The 16,850-nt window shown below is 35.8% G+C and carries 14 protein-coding genes; 8 read left to right on the forward strand and 6 right to left on the reverse strand.

Annotated elements, in window-relative coordinates:
• Positions 1–60: 60 nt before the first annotated feature.
• The gene (locus JAZ75_RS11485) at positions 61–849 is read right to left on the reverse strand and encodes a helix-turn-helix domain-containing protein (protein ID WP_183911802.1); all 789 of its coding nucleotides are present in this window, start codon (positions 847–849) and stop codon (positions 61–63) included.
• A gap of 75 nt (positions 850–924) precedes the next feature.
• On the opposite strand from JAZ75_RS11485, the gene JAZ75_RS11490 reads away from it, so the two are divergent.
• The 4 genes from JAZ75_RS11490 (at position 925) to atpB (ending at position 5,164) form a co-directional block, all read left to right on the forward strand.
• The gene (locus JAZ75_RS11490) at positions 925–2,079 is read left to right on the forward strand and encodes a 2-isopropylmalate synthase (protein ID WP_208701936.1); all 1,155 of its coding nucleotides are present in this window, start codon (positions 925–927) and stop codon (positions 2,077–2,079) included.
• A gap of 159 nt (positions 2,080–2,238) precedes the next feature.
• On the forward strand, positions 2,239–2,799 hold the full coding sequence (locus JAZ75_RS11495) for a Crp/Fnr family transcriptional regulator (RefSeq protein ID WP_208701938.1): 561 nt from the start codon (positions 2,239–2,241) through the stop codon (positions 2,797–2,799).
• Between the two features lie 253 nt (positions 2,800–3,052).
• The gene (locus tag JAZ75_RS11500) at positions 3,053–4,033 is read left to right on the forward strand and encodes a deoxyhypusine synthase family protein (protein ID WP_208701940.1); all 981 of its coding nucleotides are present in this window, start codon (positions 3,053–3,055) and stop codon (positions 4,031–4,033) included.
• Between the two features lie 69 nt (positions 4,034–4,102).
• Positions 4,103–5,164 carry a F0F1 ATP synthase subunit A gene (gene atpB, locus JAZ75_RS11505; RefSeq protein WP_208701942.1) on the forward strand — a complete coding sequence of 354 codons (1,062 nt, stop codon included), beginning with the start codon at positions 4,103–4,105 and terminating at the stop codon, positions 5,162–5,164.
• A gap of 104 nt (positions 5,165–5,268) precedes the next feature.
• Here the strand turns inward: atpB and JAZ75_RS11510 are convergent, their stop codons facing one another.
• Entirely contained in the window at positions 5,269–7,554 is a 2,286-nt protein-coding gene (locus tag JAZ75_RS11510) for a TonB-dependent receptor (protein WP_208701944.1), read from the reverse strand.
• Between the two features lie 109 nt (positions 7,555–7,663).
• Here JAZ75_RS11510 and JAZ75_RS11515 point away from each other — a divergent pair, with 109 nt between their 5' ends.
• Both JAZ75_RS11515 and JAZ75_RS11520 read left to right on the forward strand, forming a co-directional pair.
• The gene (locus tag JAZ75_RS11515; protein ID WP_132841854.1) at positions 7,664–8,326 is read left to right on the forward strand and encodes a metal-dependent transcriptional regulator; all 663 of its coding nucleotides are present in this window, start codon (positions 7,664–7,666) and stop codon (positions 8,324–8,326) included.
• Positions 8,327–8,707: 381 nt separating this feature from the next.
• Positions 8,708–10,780: an endonuclease/exonuclease/phosphatase family protein gene (locus JAZ75_RS11520; RefSeq protein WP_208701946.1), complete on the forward strand. Its 2,073-nt coding sequence runs from the start codon at positions 8,708–8,710 to the stop codon at positions 10,778–10,780.
• Between the two features lie 208 nt (positions 10,781–10,988).
• Here the strand turns inward: JAZ75_RS11520 and JAZ75_RS11525 are convergent, their stop codons facing one another.
• Positions 10,989–12,644 carry a DUF3472 domain-containing protein gene (locus JAZ75_RS11525; protein WP_208701948.1) on the reverse strand — a complete coding sequence of 552 codons (1,656 nt, stop codon included), beginning with the start codon at positions 12,642–12,644 and terminating at the stop codon, positions 10,989–10,991.
• 307 nt (positions 12,645–12,951) lie between these two features.
• On the opposite strand from JAZ75_RS11525, the gene JAZ75_RS11530 reads away from it, so the two are divergent.
• Positions 12,952–13,104: a lmo0937 family membrane protein gene (locus JAZ75_RS11530; protein ID WP_108158845.1), complete on the forward strand. Its 153-nt coding sequence runs from the start codon at positions 12,952–12,954 to the stop codon at positions 13,102–13,104.
• 120 nt (positions 13,105–13,224) lie between these two features.
• On the opposite strand, the gene JAZ75_RS11535 is transcribed toward JAZ75_RS11530, so the two are convergent.
• Positions 13,225–14,064, reverse strand: a complete 840-nt coding sequence (locus JAZ75_RS11535) for an AraC family transcriptional regulator (protein ID WP_208701950.1) — start codon at positions 14,062–14,064, stop codon at positions 13,225–13,227.
• 216 nt (positions 14,065–14,280) lie between these two features.
• Between JAZ75_RS11535 and JAZ75_RS11540 the strand changes: the two genes are divergently transcribed.
• A complete protein-coding gene (locus JAZ75_RS11540; RefSeq protein WP_183911810.1) occupies positions 14,281–15,195 on the forward strand; it encodes an AEC family transporter in 915 nt (304 codons plus the stop codon).
• 43 nt (positions 15,196–15,238) lie between these two features.
• Here JAZ75_RS11540 and JAZ75_RS11545 read toward each other — a convergent pair whose 3' ends face one another.
• Positions 15,239–15,511, reverse strand: coding sequence for a redox-active disulfide protein 2 (locus JAZ75_RS11545; protein WP_132841860.1), 273 nt, complete (start codon positions 15,509–15,511; stop codon positions 15,239–15,241).
• A gap of 117 nt (positions 15,512–15,628) precedes the next feature.
• Complete coding sequence (locus JAZ75_RS11550; RefSeq protein WP_208701952.1) at positions 15,629–16,768, reverse strand: acyltransferase family protein; 1,140 nt, start codon at positions 16,766–16,768, stop codon at positions 15,629–15,631.
• Positions 16,769–16,850 lie beyond the last annotated feature (82 nt).

Below are 16,850 nucleotides of genomic sequence, written 5' to 3' on the forward strand. Positions count from 1 at the left end.
CTTCCTCTTTGATAAGAATCGGGTAGGGGTATTTTGTCTTTCTAGGATAAGTTTTTAGAGTTAGAGGAAGGTTTGCCGATATTTCTGAGGGCTGATTCCTATTAATTCTTTGAATAGGTTTGAAAAAGTCGGAATACTGTCGTAACCGATTCTGTAAACAATTTCACTAATATGCAGTGATTGATCTTCTAATAATTCTAATGCGAGCTGCATACGGCTTAATTTTATAAACTGAAAAATGGTTATATCTGTTTCTTTTTTAAATTGTCTTGACAATGTCCTCTCGGGAATATTTACGTGTTTGGATAAGGATGTTATTGTAATCTGTTCACTGATTGATTGCGTAATATATTCAACAACTTTTAGGAGTGACTCGGATTTTGGTGGTTGTGCATGAAGTTTTAGGGGGCTGACTAATATATATGATAACATTTTTTTTAAAGACGCTAACCCAACTTCTTTCAGTTCTTTATCGGACCAATGTTGTACGCCAAAGGCTAGAAGATTATCCAGTAAGTTTGATGGAGAGAAAATAGCGATATTTCCCCAATGTGCAATAGGATACTGTTCCTTATTCAAATCAAGAAAGATCGTCTTGAGTTTTAAATTGGGCGATCTTGATATTAATTTATGTTTGACTTGTGCGTCAACATAAGCGTAGTGGCGGGCAGGAATACAAAAACTTCCCTTTTCTGAGTAGAGATATACGGCGCTCATTTCGGGGGAGATCAGCTGTGCTTTTTCATGATCATGTATCTCGGTATTAAATTGACCAAAATACCGGATCTCAATATTTCCATCTTCAATAACTTTTGTACAATCTAGTGTTGATATATAAGCTTTTGGCATAATTAGATAAGTATTGCTCTATTTTCAAATATAACAAAATAAAATCTGTCTTTATTTTTGGGAAAAAGAAATAGAATGAATAAGAAAAAAATAGATATTTTCGATACAACTCTTCGCGATGGCGAGCAGGGACCTGGGTGCTTGCTGACTCTTCAATCAAAACTGGAAATAGCCGAACAGCTTGAATTTCTCGGTGTTGATATTATAGAAGCCGGTTTCCCTGTGAGTTCTCCTGCAGATTTTAAAGCCGTACAGGAAGTTTCAAAATTAATTAAAAATGCTAAAGTGTGCGCATTGGCAAGAGCTCGTGAACTGGATATTGACATTGCGGTTGATGCCCTCAAAAATGCAGTGTGCCCTCGTGTGCAACTTGGTATCGGGACTTCGGATATTCATATTAAAAATAAATTTAATAGTACCAGAGATGAAATTTTAGCCGTAGCATTTAAAATGGTGAGGTATGCGTCAAAAAAAATTGAAGAGGTGCAATTTTTTGCTGAGGATGCTGGTAGAGCTGATAATTTATTCTTAGCAAAAATGGTTGAAAATGTAATTGATGCGGGAGCAAAGGTTGTTAATTTACCAGATACAAATGGTTTTTGCACACCATTTGAATATTATGAAAAGATAAAATTTGTGATTGACACTGTTCCGAATATTCATAAAGCTAAAATCTCTGTCCATTGCCATAATGATCTGGGAATGGCGACTGCAAATACGATCGTAGGTCTGCTAGCTGGCGCTAGCCAAGCGGAAGGCACTGTAAATGGTGTTGGTGAAAGAGCTGGAAATGCCGCTTTGGAGGAAATCATTATGACGCTTATGATCAAAGATCTGCCAGTGTATACGACTGTGAATCCGATCTATATTAGTAAGTTGAGTAAAATGGTCGAAAGGGCTATGTCGAATGATGTTCAGGCGAATAAGGCTATTGTTGGGAGAAATGCATTTGCGCATTCTTCGGGAATTCATCAAGACGGTGTACTCAAGGACAGAAGCAATTATGAAATAATCGATCCTGCGATGATCGGTTTCGAGTTGCCGGATCTTATACTGACAGCCCGAAGCGGTAGGGCTGCATTGAAAAATAGGATGCAAACGCTAGATATACAATTTGTAGAAAAGGAATTTGAGCTGTATTATGACTGTTTTTTGCGGTTAGCGGATACTAAATCTATTGTAACTGATGCTGATCTCGTGGATTTATGTCATGATATTAATAAGAGATAAGCTGACGTGTTGAATTTCCTGATTCTTTATAGCATAAGATAGGATCATTTTTTAACATATGTAAAATTTATAATCAATGCTTTTGGTCAATTTTGTACTCCGCATGATAGGTTGATTACAATAGATATATAAAATTGAATTGATTATAAATGAGTAAGTATGGATCTTAAGAAGATATTAGTGGAAATTTATCCATTGCCTGAAGAATCGATTTCGAAGTTGATGCTATTAATTCGAGAAGTACATTTTCCAAAGGGGCATATTATTATTAAAGCTAATAAAATCGAAAAGTCGATCTATTTTATCAAAAAGGGAATTGTCCGAGCTTATGCTGAGCATGAAGGCCTGCAACGTACTTTTTGGTTCGGTGAGGAAGGTGAAACTATTCTTTCCATGAAAAGCTATGCTGAAAATGAAAGGAGTTATGAATTTATAGAATTAATGGAACCTTGTCAACTTTATGAACTTGAGATAAAAGCAGTAAAACATTTATTTAACGAAGATATTTACATTTCTAATTGGGGTCGAAAACTTGCTGAAAAGGAATTGATAAAAGTTGAAAATAAATTGATATCCCGGGAAATACAATCTGCAAAAGAAAGGTATGAGCTGTTGGTGAGTAAAAACCCGAGTTTATTGCGTCGGATACAATTGAAATATTTGGCCTCTTACCTAGGGATAACGCAAGTTACACTAAGTAGGATCAGAAAAAAAAGTTAGGGCAGTATTAATATTACGTATTTAATAATGAGCGTTTTATTTGCTGTAGGAGTAATTGTAAAAGGGTTTTCATCCAATTGGCTGAAAGCCCTTTTGTTTTTTTAGTTCGGAGGTATAGTACTGCTGGATTCATTAAGAAAGAACTTATTTTGTATGTAGGCATTATTTAACATATGTAAATTTTTATCTGTTTTTGATTTGTCAATTTTACACCCATATTAAATATGATTTGCTAAACAAACAAAATTCAGATATGAAAAAAACAATAGGATCGATTAGGCAGTTTCTTGAAGCTAATTTTTTACATTTTAATGCGGCTAGTCTGGTTGACGCAGCGAAAGGTTATGAAGCTCATTTGGAGCAGGGGGGTAAAATGTTGGTTTCATTAGCCGGAGCAATGAGTACTGCTGAGCTGGGAATTTCATTGGCAGAAATGATTCGACAGGATAAAATCGCGATCATAAGCTGTACGGGTGCTAACCTCGAGGAAGATATTATGAATTTGGTTGCCCACTCGCATTATAAAAGAATTCCAAATTATAGGGACTTAACTCCTCAAGATGAGTTAGATCTTCTTAACAGTAAATATAACCGCGTGACGGATACCTGTATACCGGAAGAGGAGGCATTCCGGAAAATACAGGTTCATATTGAGAAAATCTGGAAAGATGCTGAGCAAGCTGGTGAAAGATTTTTTCCGCATGAGTATATGTATAAACTTTTATTAAGTGGTGTTCTTAAGGATGTATATGAAATTGATCCTAAAAACTCCTGGATGCTTGCCGCAGCGGAAAAGAATCTACCGATTGTGGTCCCAGGATGGGAGGATTCGACTATGGGAAATATCTTTGCTTCCTATGTTATAAAAAATGAATTAAAAGCATCAACGGTTAAGAGCGGTATTGAATATATGGTCTGGTTAGCTGACTACTATGCGAAGCATGCTATTGATCAAGGTATCGGTTTCTTTCAAATCGGAGGTGGAATTGCGGGCGACTTTGCGATGTGTGTAGCGCCAATGCTGGAGCAGGATCTTGAAATGGAAAATATTAAAAAGTGGCGATATTATTGTCAGATCACAGATTCAACTACTTCGTTTGGTTCGTATTCCGGATGTATCCCGAATGAAAAAATAACCTGGGGTAAGCTGGACGTGGATACTCCTAGCTATGTTATTGAGTCCGATGCAACAATAGTTGCTCCTTTGATCTTTGCCTATCTTTTAAATCGATAAAATACTCCTTCATTATGGTGTGCGTCTCGTGATGCACACCATAAATCTAAAATTCTTAATAATTGAATAATGCATGATATCAAAAATCTGAAATGGTTCTGTTTGTTTCTTTTCACACTGTTCGTTTCTGTGTCAAAGGGGAATGCTTCGGATGCAAAGAATTCTCAAAAGGAAAATATAGATCGCTTCATACAGCACCATCTGGAGGATGACTATTATTTTTCGTTATTTAAAGACGAAGAGAATAGCCTCACTTATGGATTTCCTTTGCCAGTGATATTAATAGATGAGGGTATTAACATATTTTCATCATCTAGGTTTATCCATACGGATGGTCCTGTCCAGATCGAGGATAAGTTTTATCGTATAGATCATAATAAAATTTATCGAACTGATGAGAATGGGGATAAGCTAGTTGAAGCTAATAAATTTGTAAAACCGATCGATTTGTCTATTACAAAAAATGTTGTTGGTTTGATTTTGACTGCTGGTTTAATGTTTTTTATGTTTATAGCATTGGCAAGATCATACCGGAAAAATAAGTTGCCACAGGGATTTGGACGAGTGTTAGAGCCTCTTATTATCTATGTGCGCGATGAAATGGCTAAGCCTAATATCGGCTCTAAATATCAGGAGTTTTTGCCTTATCTTCTTTCTGTTTTCTTTTTAATATGGATTTTAAATCTGATTGGGTTAACTCCTTTAGGTTTTAATGTTACTGGAAATATTACGGTGACATTATGTTTGGCTTTATTTACTTTAATCATTACCAATATGAAGGCATCTAGGAGTTATTGGAAGCATATTTTCTGGATGCCAGGTGTTCCAATTCCTTTTCGTATCGCATTGATGCCGATTGAGGTTATCGGAATTTTTACCAAAGCTTTCTCCTTAATGATTCGACTGTTCGCCAATAATGTAGCTGGTCACACTGTTATTATGGGGCTTATTGCAATTATTTACTTATTGAATAATCAATTGACATTGGGGGGAAGTATTGTTGTTTCACTTTTACTGACGTCCTTTTTGTTTATTATCAAGTTATTGGCGGCATTTTTACAAGCTTATATCTTTACAATGCTTTCCTCTCTTTTTATTGGACTGGCGGTGCAAGAGGATGAGCATCATTAATTCTTGACGGGAGCTAACTTCAGCTTAGACATATTTTTTTCCTAACAACTTCGTACCGCTCATAACAAAGGAGCGGTACGAAGTTGTTTTTAATATGGACAGGTTTACATCAGTCCAAATTTCAATCCGATAAAAAAAGTTCTTGGTCGACCAGGACCATAAATATAATTACTGTCTCTATTTTTACCGATATCAAAATCTTTCTGATATTGATTGAACATATTCTGAATACCGATATTGAATTGAAGATCCTGCTTAATTTGTTTTAAGGTAAATCGATAGGATAATTTGATGTTATTTTCTAAAAATGTGGGTGAGGTGTTAAGGACATCCTGATCAATGCCTGGGGCACCTGCAAAATGAGGTACTTTCATTGGACCAGTCAAAACTCCTGATAAAACGGCATTGAAGCGATTCTGGGGCCAAAAACTGAGTGTATAATAACCGTACAGATCGGGCGAACGCAGATATTTTCTTGTTCCTGATATAGTTGAAGACCAAGATACAGCTTCATCATAGGTTGATTTTTGGAATGTTAAACCCGTCTCAAGCTGTATTTTCTGATCATAATTGAATCTTCCTTCAGCTGTGATTCCTCTTACGGATGAGCTGGATCCATTTTTTCGTAAGAGTTGCTGATTGTTATTTTGATCGGTACCGATTTCTTCTAAAACAAAAGTATTATACAGTCGTGTGAAAAAGCCATCTACCGTGAAACCGTAGATAAAATGTTCGCTTGCTCTATTGAAATCTAATGAAACGTTAAAGCTATTGGATGTTTCTGCGATCAGGTTGTCATCTGTTCTAATGACGGAAACTCCACCTCCGGCAAAAGCCATATGCATGTCGGTTTCTAATGCTTGCGGTGCTTTAAACCCTCTCGCATAGGATGTGCGAAGCTGGGTTTCAGTACCAAGTTTATATAATGCACTTAACCTAGGGGTCAGTACAAGTTTATCTATACGATTGGATTTATTTAACCGTAGTCCTGATAGCACGGTTAATTTTTGGGTTACTTCCCAGTCACTTTGTAAAAAAGCACCTAATAGATTTACATGCTGATCAATGAGATAATCATATGCCTTAATTTCATCGAAAGTATATTCATATTGATTTTCAATTCCGGTGGTGAAGGTGTTTTTTCCATTCAGAAAATCAGAGCTGATGTAGTTGTATTGGACTCCGCTTTGAATGGAATAATTTTTTGTATGGCCCCAGGCATCGATTTGATCTATGCCTGTATAATGTGTTCTTTTTGTATTTTGAGCAGCGCCATAAACGCTAAATGAGCTTTCTTTATCTTTTGCCTGATGTTCATAATTGAAACCTCCTACTAAGATATTATGTAACCGATATTCGGACTGGTCGGCTTTGTCGGCTTGCAGATCCAATTTATTTCCACCTTTTCTTTCTTCGTTGATACTCCAACCATTTATTTCTAGTTTATCCTGAGGAGATAACTTAAAAAATGAATTGAAACCAAAGGAGTTGTTTTGTAACATAGGCATTTCGGAAAAACCATCGCCATTTGCATCGTAAGAATTACGGTTGCGGTGAGATGCAAAGAAAGAAACTCCCGCATTTTGCTCTTCATTGACTGCTGTTAGATTGGCATTGAAAAAATGATCCCAGGTTTTGTTGCCCATTAATGAACTGTTATTTGAAAGTGTAAAGGAGCTTTTTTGGGCTTGCTTGGTCAGAATATTGACTGTTCCGGCTATAGCTGATGAACCATATAAGACTGATCCGCCCCCCCTGACAATTTCAACACGATCAATCATGTTGGCAGGTATCTGTTCTAATCCATATAAACTCATCAATGAACTAAATACGGGCCGACTATTAATTAAAACCTGTGAATAAGAACCTCCTAATCCATTCATCCGCAATTGAGAATAATTGCAGGTCTGACAGTCTGTTTCCATCCGTAAACCGGGCTGAAAACATAATCCGTCGGCTAAGGTGTTGGATTGTGTAATATTGAATGTTCTACTATCTAGGATATTGACTGCTACAGGACTTTCAGACCTTGTGCGCGCCGTGCGGGTACCGGTTACAACGACACTATTTAAGCGATTGCTGATCGAGGTCAATGCTACATCTCTTACTTGAAGTTTTGTATCTGCTATTGTTAACGTTAAAAGCTTTGTCGCAAAACCAATGAAACTTACTTTGATCTGATGCGAACCTACAGGGATATTTTGCAATTCATAATTTCCTGTGCTGTCTGCTTTTGTGGCAAGACCTAATAGGGGAATGCTTACTGTGGCCCATTCAATAGGTTCTCCTTCGCTATCTGTTATTTTACCTTTTAGACGTGCAGTTTGGGCAGAAAGAGTCAAACTCATCAAAATGATGACTCCTGTTATTAAAAAAATGTTAATGTTCATTATGTAAATATTATTTGTTAGTCATGCAAATCTATAAAGTTTGCACAAACTAACAAATTATTTATAACAATATTGTTAGATTGTGCTAATAATTAGTAGTTTTGTTATAATGATATCACAGACTGAAGAAAATTATCTGAAAGCATTATTTGCTTTGACGAGTACAAAAGGTGAAGCCAGCGTAAATGAATTAAGTAAACTGCTGGATATAAAAATGCCTACCGTTAATGGTATGATGAAACGCCTCAGTGAAAAGGATTTTGTTATTTATGAGAGTTATAAACCATTAAAGCTTACGGAAAAGGGTAAGAAAGAGGCATCATTGATTATTCGGAAGCATCGTCTTACCGAGATGTATCTTGTGGAGAAAATGGGTTTTGGCTGGGAAGAGGTACATGATATTGCGGAACAAATTGAACATATAAAATCTCCAGCATTTTTTGAGAAAATGGATGAAATTTTAGGTTTTCCTGAAGTGGATCCTCATGGTTCTCCCATACCAGATGTAAATGGTAAATTAAAATTAAAAGAGTTTATTAAATTGAGCGATTGTAAAAGTGGGGATGTCGTAAAATTTATGGCTGTTAGACCTTCTTCGGAAGAATTGCTTAAATTTTTAAATAGCCGTCAATTGATTCTTGGGGCTGTGATTACGATAAAATCTGTTGAATTATTTGATAAGAGCATGTCTGTTAGTTACTCGGGTGATGGAACCGAGGTTTTAAGTAGTATGGTATGTGAAAAATTGCTCGTAGAACATATCAGTAAATAGGTTAATCTATATTTATAAATATAGGAAATAAGCATAGGAATAGAATTGTAGTTTCTAATGCTACAAGATGAAGTGTATTTCTCGTATTTCCTGTAACATTTTAAGTACTAAAAATCAATTTTGGAACAGCTCATTGAGCTGTTTTTTTATAAGCAAACGTTTGATTCAGTAGTCTAATGACGTTTGGACTAGTGGACCACACTTCTTGATGATCTGGCTTGCAACTTGGCTTTTGCGCATATTATTATATATTTGAAATACAAAAATAAGGTTGACTTATTTATTGTTATCGTTTTTTATGCGCTTTTCCTATGAATGGCACATGAAAAAGGGACGACAATTAAGTTTGGCTCATTTTTGTTATACTTCAAACCAATAATTATGTACCTAAGATATCAACTATTATCTTTTCTCCTTATCGTTTGCCTGTGCTCATTTGCTGTACAAAAACCTAAAAATTATCCTCAAAAATCTTTCCATAACCTAGCATTGCGTTTAGATGGTCATGATAATGATGTAAGAACGGGTATGGGTGTTTTACGGAATGAATGGACGATAGAAGCATGGATAAAAGGAGATGATCGTATATGGAAGGAGTATGAAGCTATCTTTGGTGGCGGTGAGTATAGCGATCTAAATAGCTGCGATAATATGCCTCTTGTCATTAAGAATGGTTATCTACATAGTAATGGGGCTGGACTTACGGCTTCTGAGCAATTGGATGATAATTGGCACCACGTTGCGGCTTCCTGTAATGGGAAGTCTACTTTTTTATACTTAGATGGTAAAGAAGTGGCTCGTAAAGATACAGTTGTTGCCATTTTACCAGGTGCTATTGGTCTCCACGAGAAAAAACAAAGTTTTGGTGGATATATTGATGAGGTTAGAATTTGGTCAAAAGCTGTTCCTATCAACGTAATCAATAAGTGGAAAAATAGATCTGTTGAAAGAACTCATCCCCAGTTTTCTGCCCTCGTAGGCTATTATACATTTGATGATTTTAAAGATGTGGTATCGGTAAACTGGGTAGGAAAGGGACATCTATCTTATCACTTGAGAAATGGACGCAGTGACTATTATGGCCAGCTTCCGATGGCATATACGGTAGAAAATACCAATGTTTCTTTTCAGAATTTTAATAAGAAACAGCAATTGTTTAATGCGGTCGTTGTACAGAATGAGTGGGATTTAGAACAAGGTACTGTAGATGGCCAGCTGTTAAAATTGAGGATTGTGGTACAGGGTGATCAAAAAGCGCTTAGCTTGGACGAAATTAAGCTTGATCTCACGCAAAACTCTTCTTTGAAAGATCTCAATGGTATAAAATTGTATTATACGGGGCAGTATCCTAAATCGAATATTAAACAGCCTATTTTCGATGGTACACAGCATCTCGAAAAAAAGATGATTTTTAGAAATAAGAATGCAAAAAATAAATTTTACTTAAAACCAGGTGTTAATTATTTTCTCGTTAGTGCCACTGTCCAAGATAAAGCGGAGATCGGGAATCAACTGGGGGCGCTCATTACTGATTTCGTTTTGTCTGGAAAAAAATATAAACCTGAGATAGAGGAATCAAAAGTTAAACAGTTTGTTACTCCTAAAGACAAGAATAATTTTGTTAAAGTGCTTCAGTGGAATATCTGGCATGGTGGTGTGCATTTGGGTAAAGATAAAGGCCGAGAACGTATTATTGATTTGATCCAAACTTCTAATGCAGATATTATTACCATGCAGGAAGGTTATGGTGCACAGGATACGATCGCAAAAACTTTGGGATTTTATTTACAAACCAAATCTTCAAAGGACAATCTGGCATTGTTCAGTAGATATCCTATCAAGAAGATCCAATCAAGTGAACCGTTTAAATCTAATCCTGCAACGATCAAACTACCTAATGGACGTGATATTATAGTGAATGGCTGCTGGCTTAGATATGCGTATCGACCTGAATATACAAGTGGTTATCAAAACTTCGGTATGGAACCTAAAACCTGGGTTGCAGAAGACGCTATACTTTCTTTGGTGGATGTGAAAAATTTATTAGAAAAGGATGTTGATCCTTATGTTGAAGCTGTAGATCAGCCTATTATAATAGGCGGCGATTTCAATTCTTATAGTCACCTGGACTGGACTGAAAAAACTAAAGAACTGCATTTTGGTTATGGTGCTGTACCATTTCCGACATCGAAGTTTATGATAGAAAACGGTTTTAAGGATTCTTTTCGTGAAATTAATCCTGACGAATTAGGTAATCAGGGCGGCACTTTTGCACCCATATATGGTCAAATGCCTGATGCCAGAATAGATTTTATTTACTATAAGGGGGCTATTCAGGCGATCTCATCAAAAGTCATTAGGACAAGTCCGGAAATTGATGACGTTTGGGCTTCTGATCATGCTGCTGTGATGACGATCTTTGAAACTACGTTAGGTAAAAATATTAATAAATAGATCTCGATCGTACTTTTATGAAGAATTAAAGTTATTCGTACCTGTTTATTTGATCTATACTTTACTAATTGTTCAGAAACCAAAGTCGGGAGCAGTGTATCGCGCAAAAGAGTAAAAGTTTTTGAAAAAAAATAATCAATCTGCTATTTGATTTTCTCAAGGTATCTCCAGTAGTACCAGAATTGGAATTACTACTGGAGATTTTAATTTATTGCTTTTCTAGAACCCATTTTTGATTATTAGTACCAATATTATTATTGATACTGTATAATACAACTTGTGTATTATCACTCGTACTACTTCCGGGATTGTCGATAATGTATCCTTTGCTCAGAATGGTTTTAATGTATACCGTATTGTTGCTTTCCAGAAAATTGATGGTCCATTGTTGATTTTGGTTTGTCGAATTGGTATATTGAATTAATCCTGTGTTGATGTCATCTATACTTCCAGGAATATCGATAGATTTGGAACTAGCAACGTTTACTAAAGCATACCCAGCGCTTCCGGCAACGATTTTCCATTTTTGTGAATCACTTATGCTATTGCTATACTGTACGATCTGAGCTGCATTAGCAGTACTATTATCGCGAACAGTGAGGTATTTGCCGCTGCTTACATTTTTTATTTTGTAGGTATCATTCGCACTGAAAATGGTGAGCGGAATTAATTTTGAGGGTGCTTGTTGATTAAAAATATCTGTTAATGTTATGCGGACTGTATAATTTCCTGATGTTAAACTGCTTGATAACGTGTCCACTCTTTTTTCGGGTTTAATTTTCTCCTGCGTTTGTATTACAGACCCTGAAGCATTTAAAAGCTCAAGTTTATAACTAAGCTGCGGTGATTTGTTTTCATTTATTCCCCAGGATACAATCAGCTTGTTGTTGTGGTAACGTGCAGTATTATAGCTGTTCTCTATGGTCGTTAATTCAGGTGCATTACCTTGACCTGTCTGTGCTGGTAAATTTAGTACCCGCCCTGTACCAAAGGCTGGATCTGGCGTGGTGGAACCGCCGTGTTCCATGAAATATGCGTCTTCTGTACTGTTGTATCCGACATTAAAGGCGCGATCAAATTGACCATTACGTACTGAATCATTGTCATTGGCAGAGAAATATCGGCTACTTGATTTTTCCCAAACGTTATTGATACTTAAATTCCAATTGTCTTTAAGAAATGCTTTACGGTGAAATCTACCATCATAATTTGGATTATCTCCGACCCAATTTTCTAAAAATGTTCCAGTACCTGACCCCAGATATCCTGCGCTTGCTTCACGGCCAATTGTAGAGGTATGCAACCATTTTCCTGTAGATAAATCTTGAACAAAATTGGCAATATATATTTTTCCATTTTCCTTCCAGGAACGAATGACCATATTATACCAGGTGTTGAGCGTCCAATTATAAGGATTTAATGTTTTTTGCCCATCGCCTTCACCACCAAATCGGCTGGCAATTGTTTTGCTATCGAGATAAGAGTAAAACGCTAAATTATTTGTTGCAGTATTTTTGTCCCACAGTGATGCGAGCATAATATTGGAGGTGCCATAGCGCAGGTCTGGTGTATCTTGAAGTCCCATATAACCTCCGTTATAATTTAGGACAGAAAAGTATTCTGTTTTCGCCGTATTTGTGATCTTTATTTTGCTCATTTTCAATATTGCATCAGAAGTGAAACTGTAAACAAGATGTTGTGAAGGAGCTGCATTACTACCTGTCAATGTGAGGTTAAGTAAATCTTTGTCACTCTGTGAGATTAGATCTGAAGGCTTTTCTAATCCCGATTTTACAATTTCCTTTGAACACGCTATTGTGCTCAATGCAGCGAGAAATACGCTGTGAATCATTAATTTTCTCATAAAAGGATCTGTTTATAATGGGTTTTTATTGCGTATTCTTTCCGCAATGGTATTAAGGTAGGAAGTTTTCTTTGTATAATTTGCAGCTGTTTTTAATGAAATCGATTGCGCAATTTTTAGTGTAATAAAAGGATGGGGGGCAGATCGTGAGCTGTTTAAGATGTTGATTTTCAGTTTTATTCAGAATACCGCCTAATTTTTAAAAAAAAATCATCAGTTTTTTGTTTAGACAAACAAACTTATGCTCGGTTACTATTGTTATATAATTAAGTTGCTAAATATTAAAAACATTAAAATAACATATATTATGGGAAATTTATTATATATAATCGCAGTCATTTTAGTCATTATCTGGGCGATCAGTTTTTTAGGAGGTTTCTACAGTGGCGGTATTATCCACGCTTTATTAGTCATTGCAATAATTGTAGTATTGTTGCGTGTTATTAGAGGAAATGCATAAACTTTAACTTACTGATAAACATTCAGGATATTTCAAGAAGGTAGGTTGAAAAGAGACTTTTTAAAAGTCTCTTTTTTATTATACAGGATCTGAATAAGGTGCAAATGCGTAATCTAGTTCCTACTTTTTTGATCTGGAATAAGCAGATGGACTGACGCCTTTGCTATTTTTATAGAAATGAGAGAAATGACTTTCGTCGTTGAATCCAAATTCGTCAGCAATCTGTCTGAAAGTAAAAAGTCCTGACGTTAATCGTTTATCGATCAATGTTATTTTATATGCTGTTAGATAGTCGCGATAACCCATGTCGAAGTTTCTTTTAAAATAGGTGCTGAAGTAAGTAGGCGCAATATTGAAGTGGGCTGCAATTTGTTTAATTTGTATTTGCTTTGGTTCATAAATATGTTGGTGAATATAAGAAATAAGAAGTTCCTTTGCCGGGAAATCATTTATTCCAAATAATAACATTTTCGTCATCGTTTCTATGATTATCCCGAATATGGAAAGAATCTGATGGAAAACAAGTGGAGATGTGGAAAGTGATCCAACACTATTATAAAGTAAGATATTATCTATTGTATTCCTTAATATTTTCCTTATCTCTGGATTGAAATCTAGTTTTATTTCTTTCAATATTTTATTATTCATGATCGCAATAGGCTTATTTATTGTTTGATTCTGTTGCGTCCAATGATTGCTATTACTGAAATAATCGTCAGTGAATTTGATTGCTATTACCCTTGTCCGTTTTTCAATTTTGAAATTATGTTGATCGTCAGGTGATATTACAAAGAGATCTCCTGCGTTATAGGCTAAGCTGTTGTTGTTGATCTCATGAATTCCCGACCCTTTATAAATATATACCAGCTCATAGTAGTTCTGCCCATGAACGGTTAGGTGGAAGTTGGATTCCTCAAAGTCAAATAACTTCAACGCATCAAATTGCTTGAGTTTGGTCATATGCGAGGCTGTTTTATGTAGTACTTCTCTTTGTTAAACTTCGTGATACATCTCTTCCAATACTCAAAAATTGTTCTAAATACCGTTGATTACCATGATTATTATAACTTATTTATTTTTTGTTTAAAACAAATATACATACTAATGTTGTTTTTATACATGCGATAGGGATTAACAGGGTGATAATTTTGCTGTCATAAAATAGCAAATTTTCACATGGACAATTTTGTAATGATCGCTTTCTGTATTAGTGCAGGAATGATCTTTCAGCATGCCAAATTCATGCCTCATGATGCACATAGAGGTATTAATATCTGGATATTGTATTTAGCTTTACCAGCTGTATCATTTAAGTATATTCCACATATCACATGGAGTAATCAGATGGTTTTTCCTGCAATCTCTCCCATTATTGTCTGGGCAGGAAGTTGGGTATTTATGGAATTCTACTGTCGTTATAAAAAGTATGGGCAACGTACCCGCAGTACTTTAGAATTATCTAGCGGTTATAGTAATACTTCTTTTATTGGATTTCCCTTAATTACGGCCTATTTTGGAGAACATGATCTGAGTATTGCTATTATTTGTGATCAGGTAATGTTTGTTCTTTTGTCTACTATTGGAATTATTGCGGCAGTTAAAGGAAATCCTTCCGATACAGGGGGAGTTAAAGTTTCTTTATTAATTAAACGCTTATTTACTTTTCCTCCTTTTATCGGTTGTGTTAGCGCTCTTTTTTTGTCCAAATTTATCGATTTGCAGGTAGCAGAACCGTTTATCAATAAATTAGCAGCTACTGTTGGTCCGCTTGCTTTGTTTTCTGTAGGTCTACAGCTCAAGTTTAAAGGGTGGAAACAGCAAATTTCACAACTTTCAATGGCGATGTTATATAAACTCATGATTGCTCCTGCTTTGGTACTGTTTATTGCGGTTATTATGGGTATTAAAGGGGATATCGCCCGCATCAGTATATTTGAAGCCGCTATGCCAACATTAATTACCTCGGGCATTATTGCAGAGCAGTTTCGGTTAAATGCCCGGTTAGTGAATCTGATCATAGGGATCAGTATTTTAGTAGGATTTATAACGACTGCATGTTGGAATGGAATAATGGATTATTTCATGATTTAAAAAGTTTTAATTTTCAATCTTAATGTATGACAATTCTTAAAGGTTAGATTTCAGTTTTGTTTTTGAATTCATTTGTTTCTCTATTTTTCAGTTCCGCTGTAATTTCCTTTAGCTTTTTGAAAAGAATGATTGCGATCGTTGATAGTGAAAAAGGTATCGCTAAAAGGGCACTGAACTTTTTGGTTATGGAAATATAAATCCCCATTGCTAATAGCAGTACCAACATTGAGGTTAACGTAATGGCTATGACTGCCGTTGTTTTTTTTGCTTGCAGCAATTCTTCATTACTGTATTCACTGAGTGGTTTCTTATTCATAAATAGGTTCCGTTTTAATAATTTAAATTTAATATCGCTAATTTTTTGTCGATTTTACTACAGTGAAAAGCAAAGGTTAGTTTAATTGTTTTTATCTGTTATTTATAAGTTTTAAACTTAACCTTTTTTCGACTTTGCAAATCGTTTTGCTAGGTAATTTCTAACAGGAATATCATATAATTTTAAACAGATATAAGCCAAAATAATACTTCCTATGACTACAGCTGCCGCGCCAGGTAAGGATTGCTCGAAAGTGAGTTTATTATTTTTTACCCAGGCATAGTAAAGATAAATAAAAGGATAATGTACAGTATATAATGGGTAAGAAATGTCTCCTAAGAATCGACATAATCGAATTGTATATTTATCTGTGCTTTTGCCTGAAGCGCCCAGATAGACAAGAATAGGGAATATTACTACGCAACAAATGGTGTCATATAGCCCATTTATCCACAAGTGCTCTGCTCCACCTAGGCGGGGTAGGGCTAATAGGGTCACTATAGTGATACTGCATATCCAAAAGGCTCCCTTAATATGAGCGGGTCTGAAAATTCGGGAGAGCAATAAGCCGGCAGAGAAAGAAAATAGAACGCGTAAAAATCCTGCTGTAAATTCTATTTCAGTTAACGAGAAACCGGCGCAAATGTCCCCGTACGGTCCTGCAATGGCAAATGTTGCTAAACCACAACCCGAAATAAAAACTAGTAGTGCTAGAATCTTTGTTGAAAATTTTCGAATAATTAAGGCATAAAGAATATTTCCAATATATTCAAAGAATAATGACCAGCTCGGTCCGTTTAGCGGAAACATCTCACCTAGACCCCGAACTTCATGTCCCGGCATGGCCGGAATAAGTAATGCATTTAATAATGTTGCTCCAAGTAAAGCCGTTATCGTTACGGATGATACATCCCATACTGAACATCCTTGAAAGTAAAACATAATTGCACCTATAACAGCTCCCATTACAACCATCGGGTGTAGCCGTATGATTCTGCGTCTGATAAAATCTTTTGTTGACATTTTTGACCAGCGATCATCATAGGCATAACCGATAACAAATCCAGATAAAATAAAGAAAAAATCAACAGCTAGGTAACCATGATTGATACGTTGATCCAAATGACTGGTCGCGAATGCTTCAAAAATGTGAAAACATACCACAGTAATTGCTGCTACACCCCGAAGTCCATCCAGTACGTTGTAATGTGGTTTATTAAGATCGTGTGTGAGCGAATTGGTTTGTGTGTTTAGCATGCAGACAAATTTGATTAGTAGTATATTTTTATTGAATAGACAAAAGACCGTGAATATAGGAATTTATTACAGTTTTTGAAAT

Origin of the sequence: Sphingobacterium sp. UDSM-2020, from assembly GCF_016132525.1 — a bacterium.
GTDB classification, from domain to species: Bacteria; Bacteroidota; Bacteroidia; order Sphingobacteriales; family Sphingobacteriaceae; genus Sphingobacterium; species Sphingobacterium anhuiense.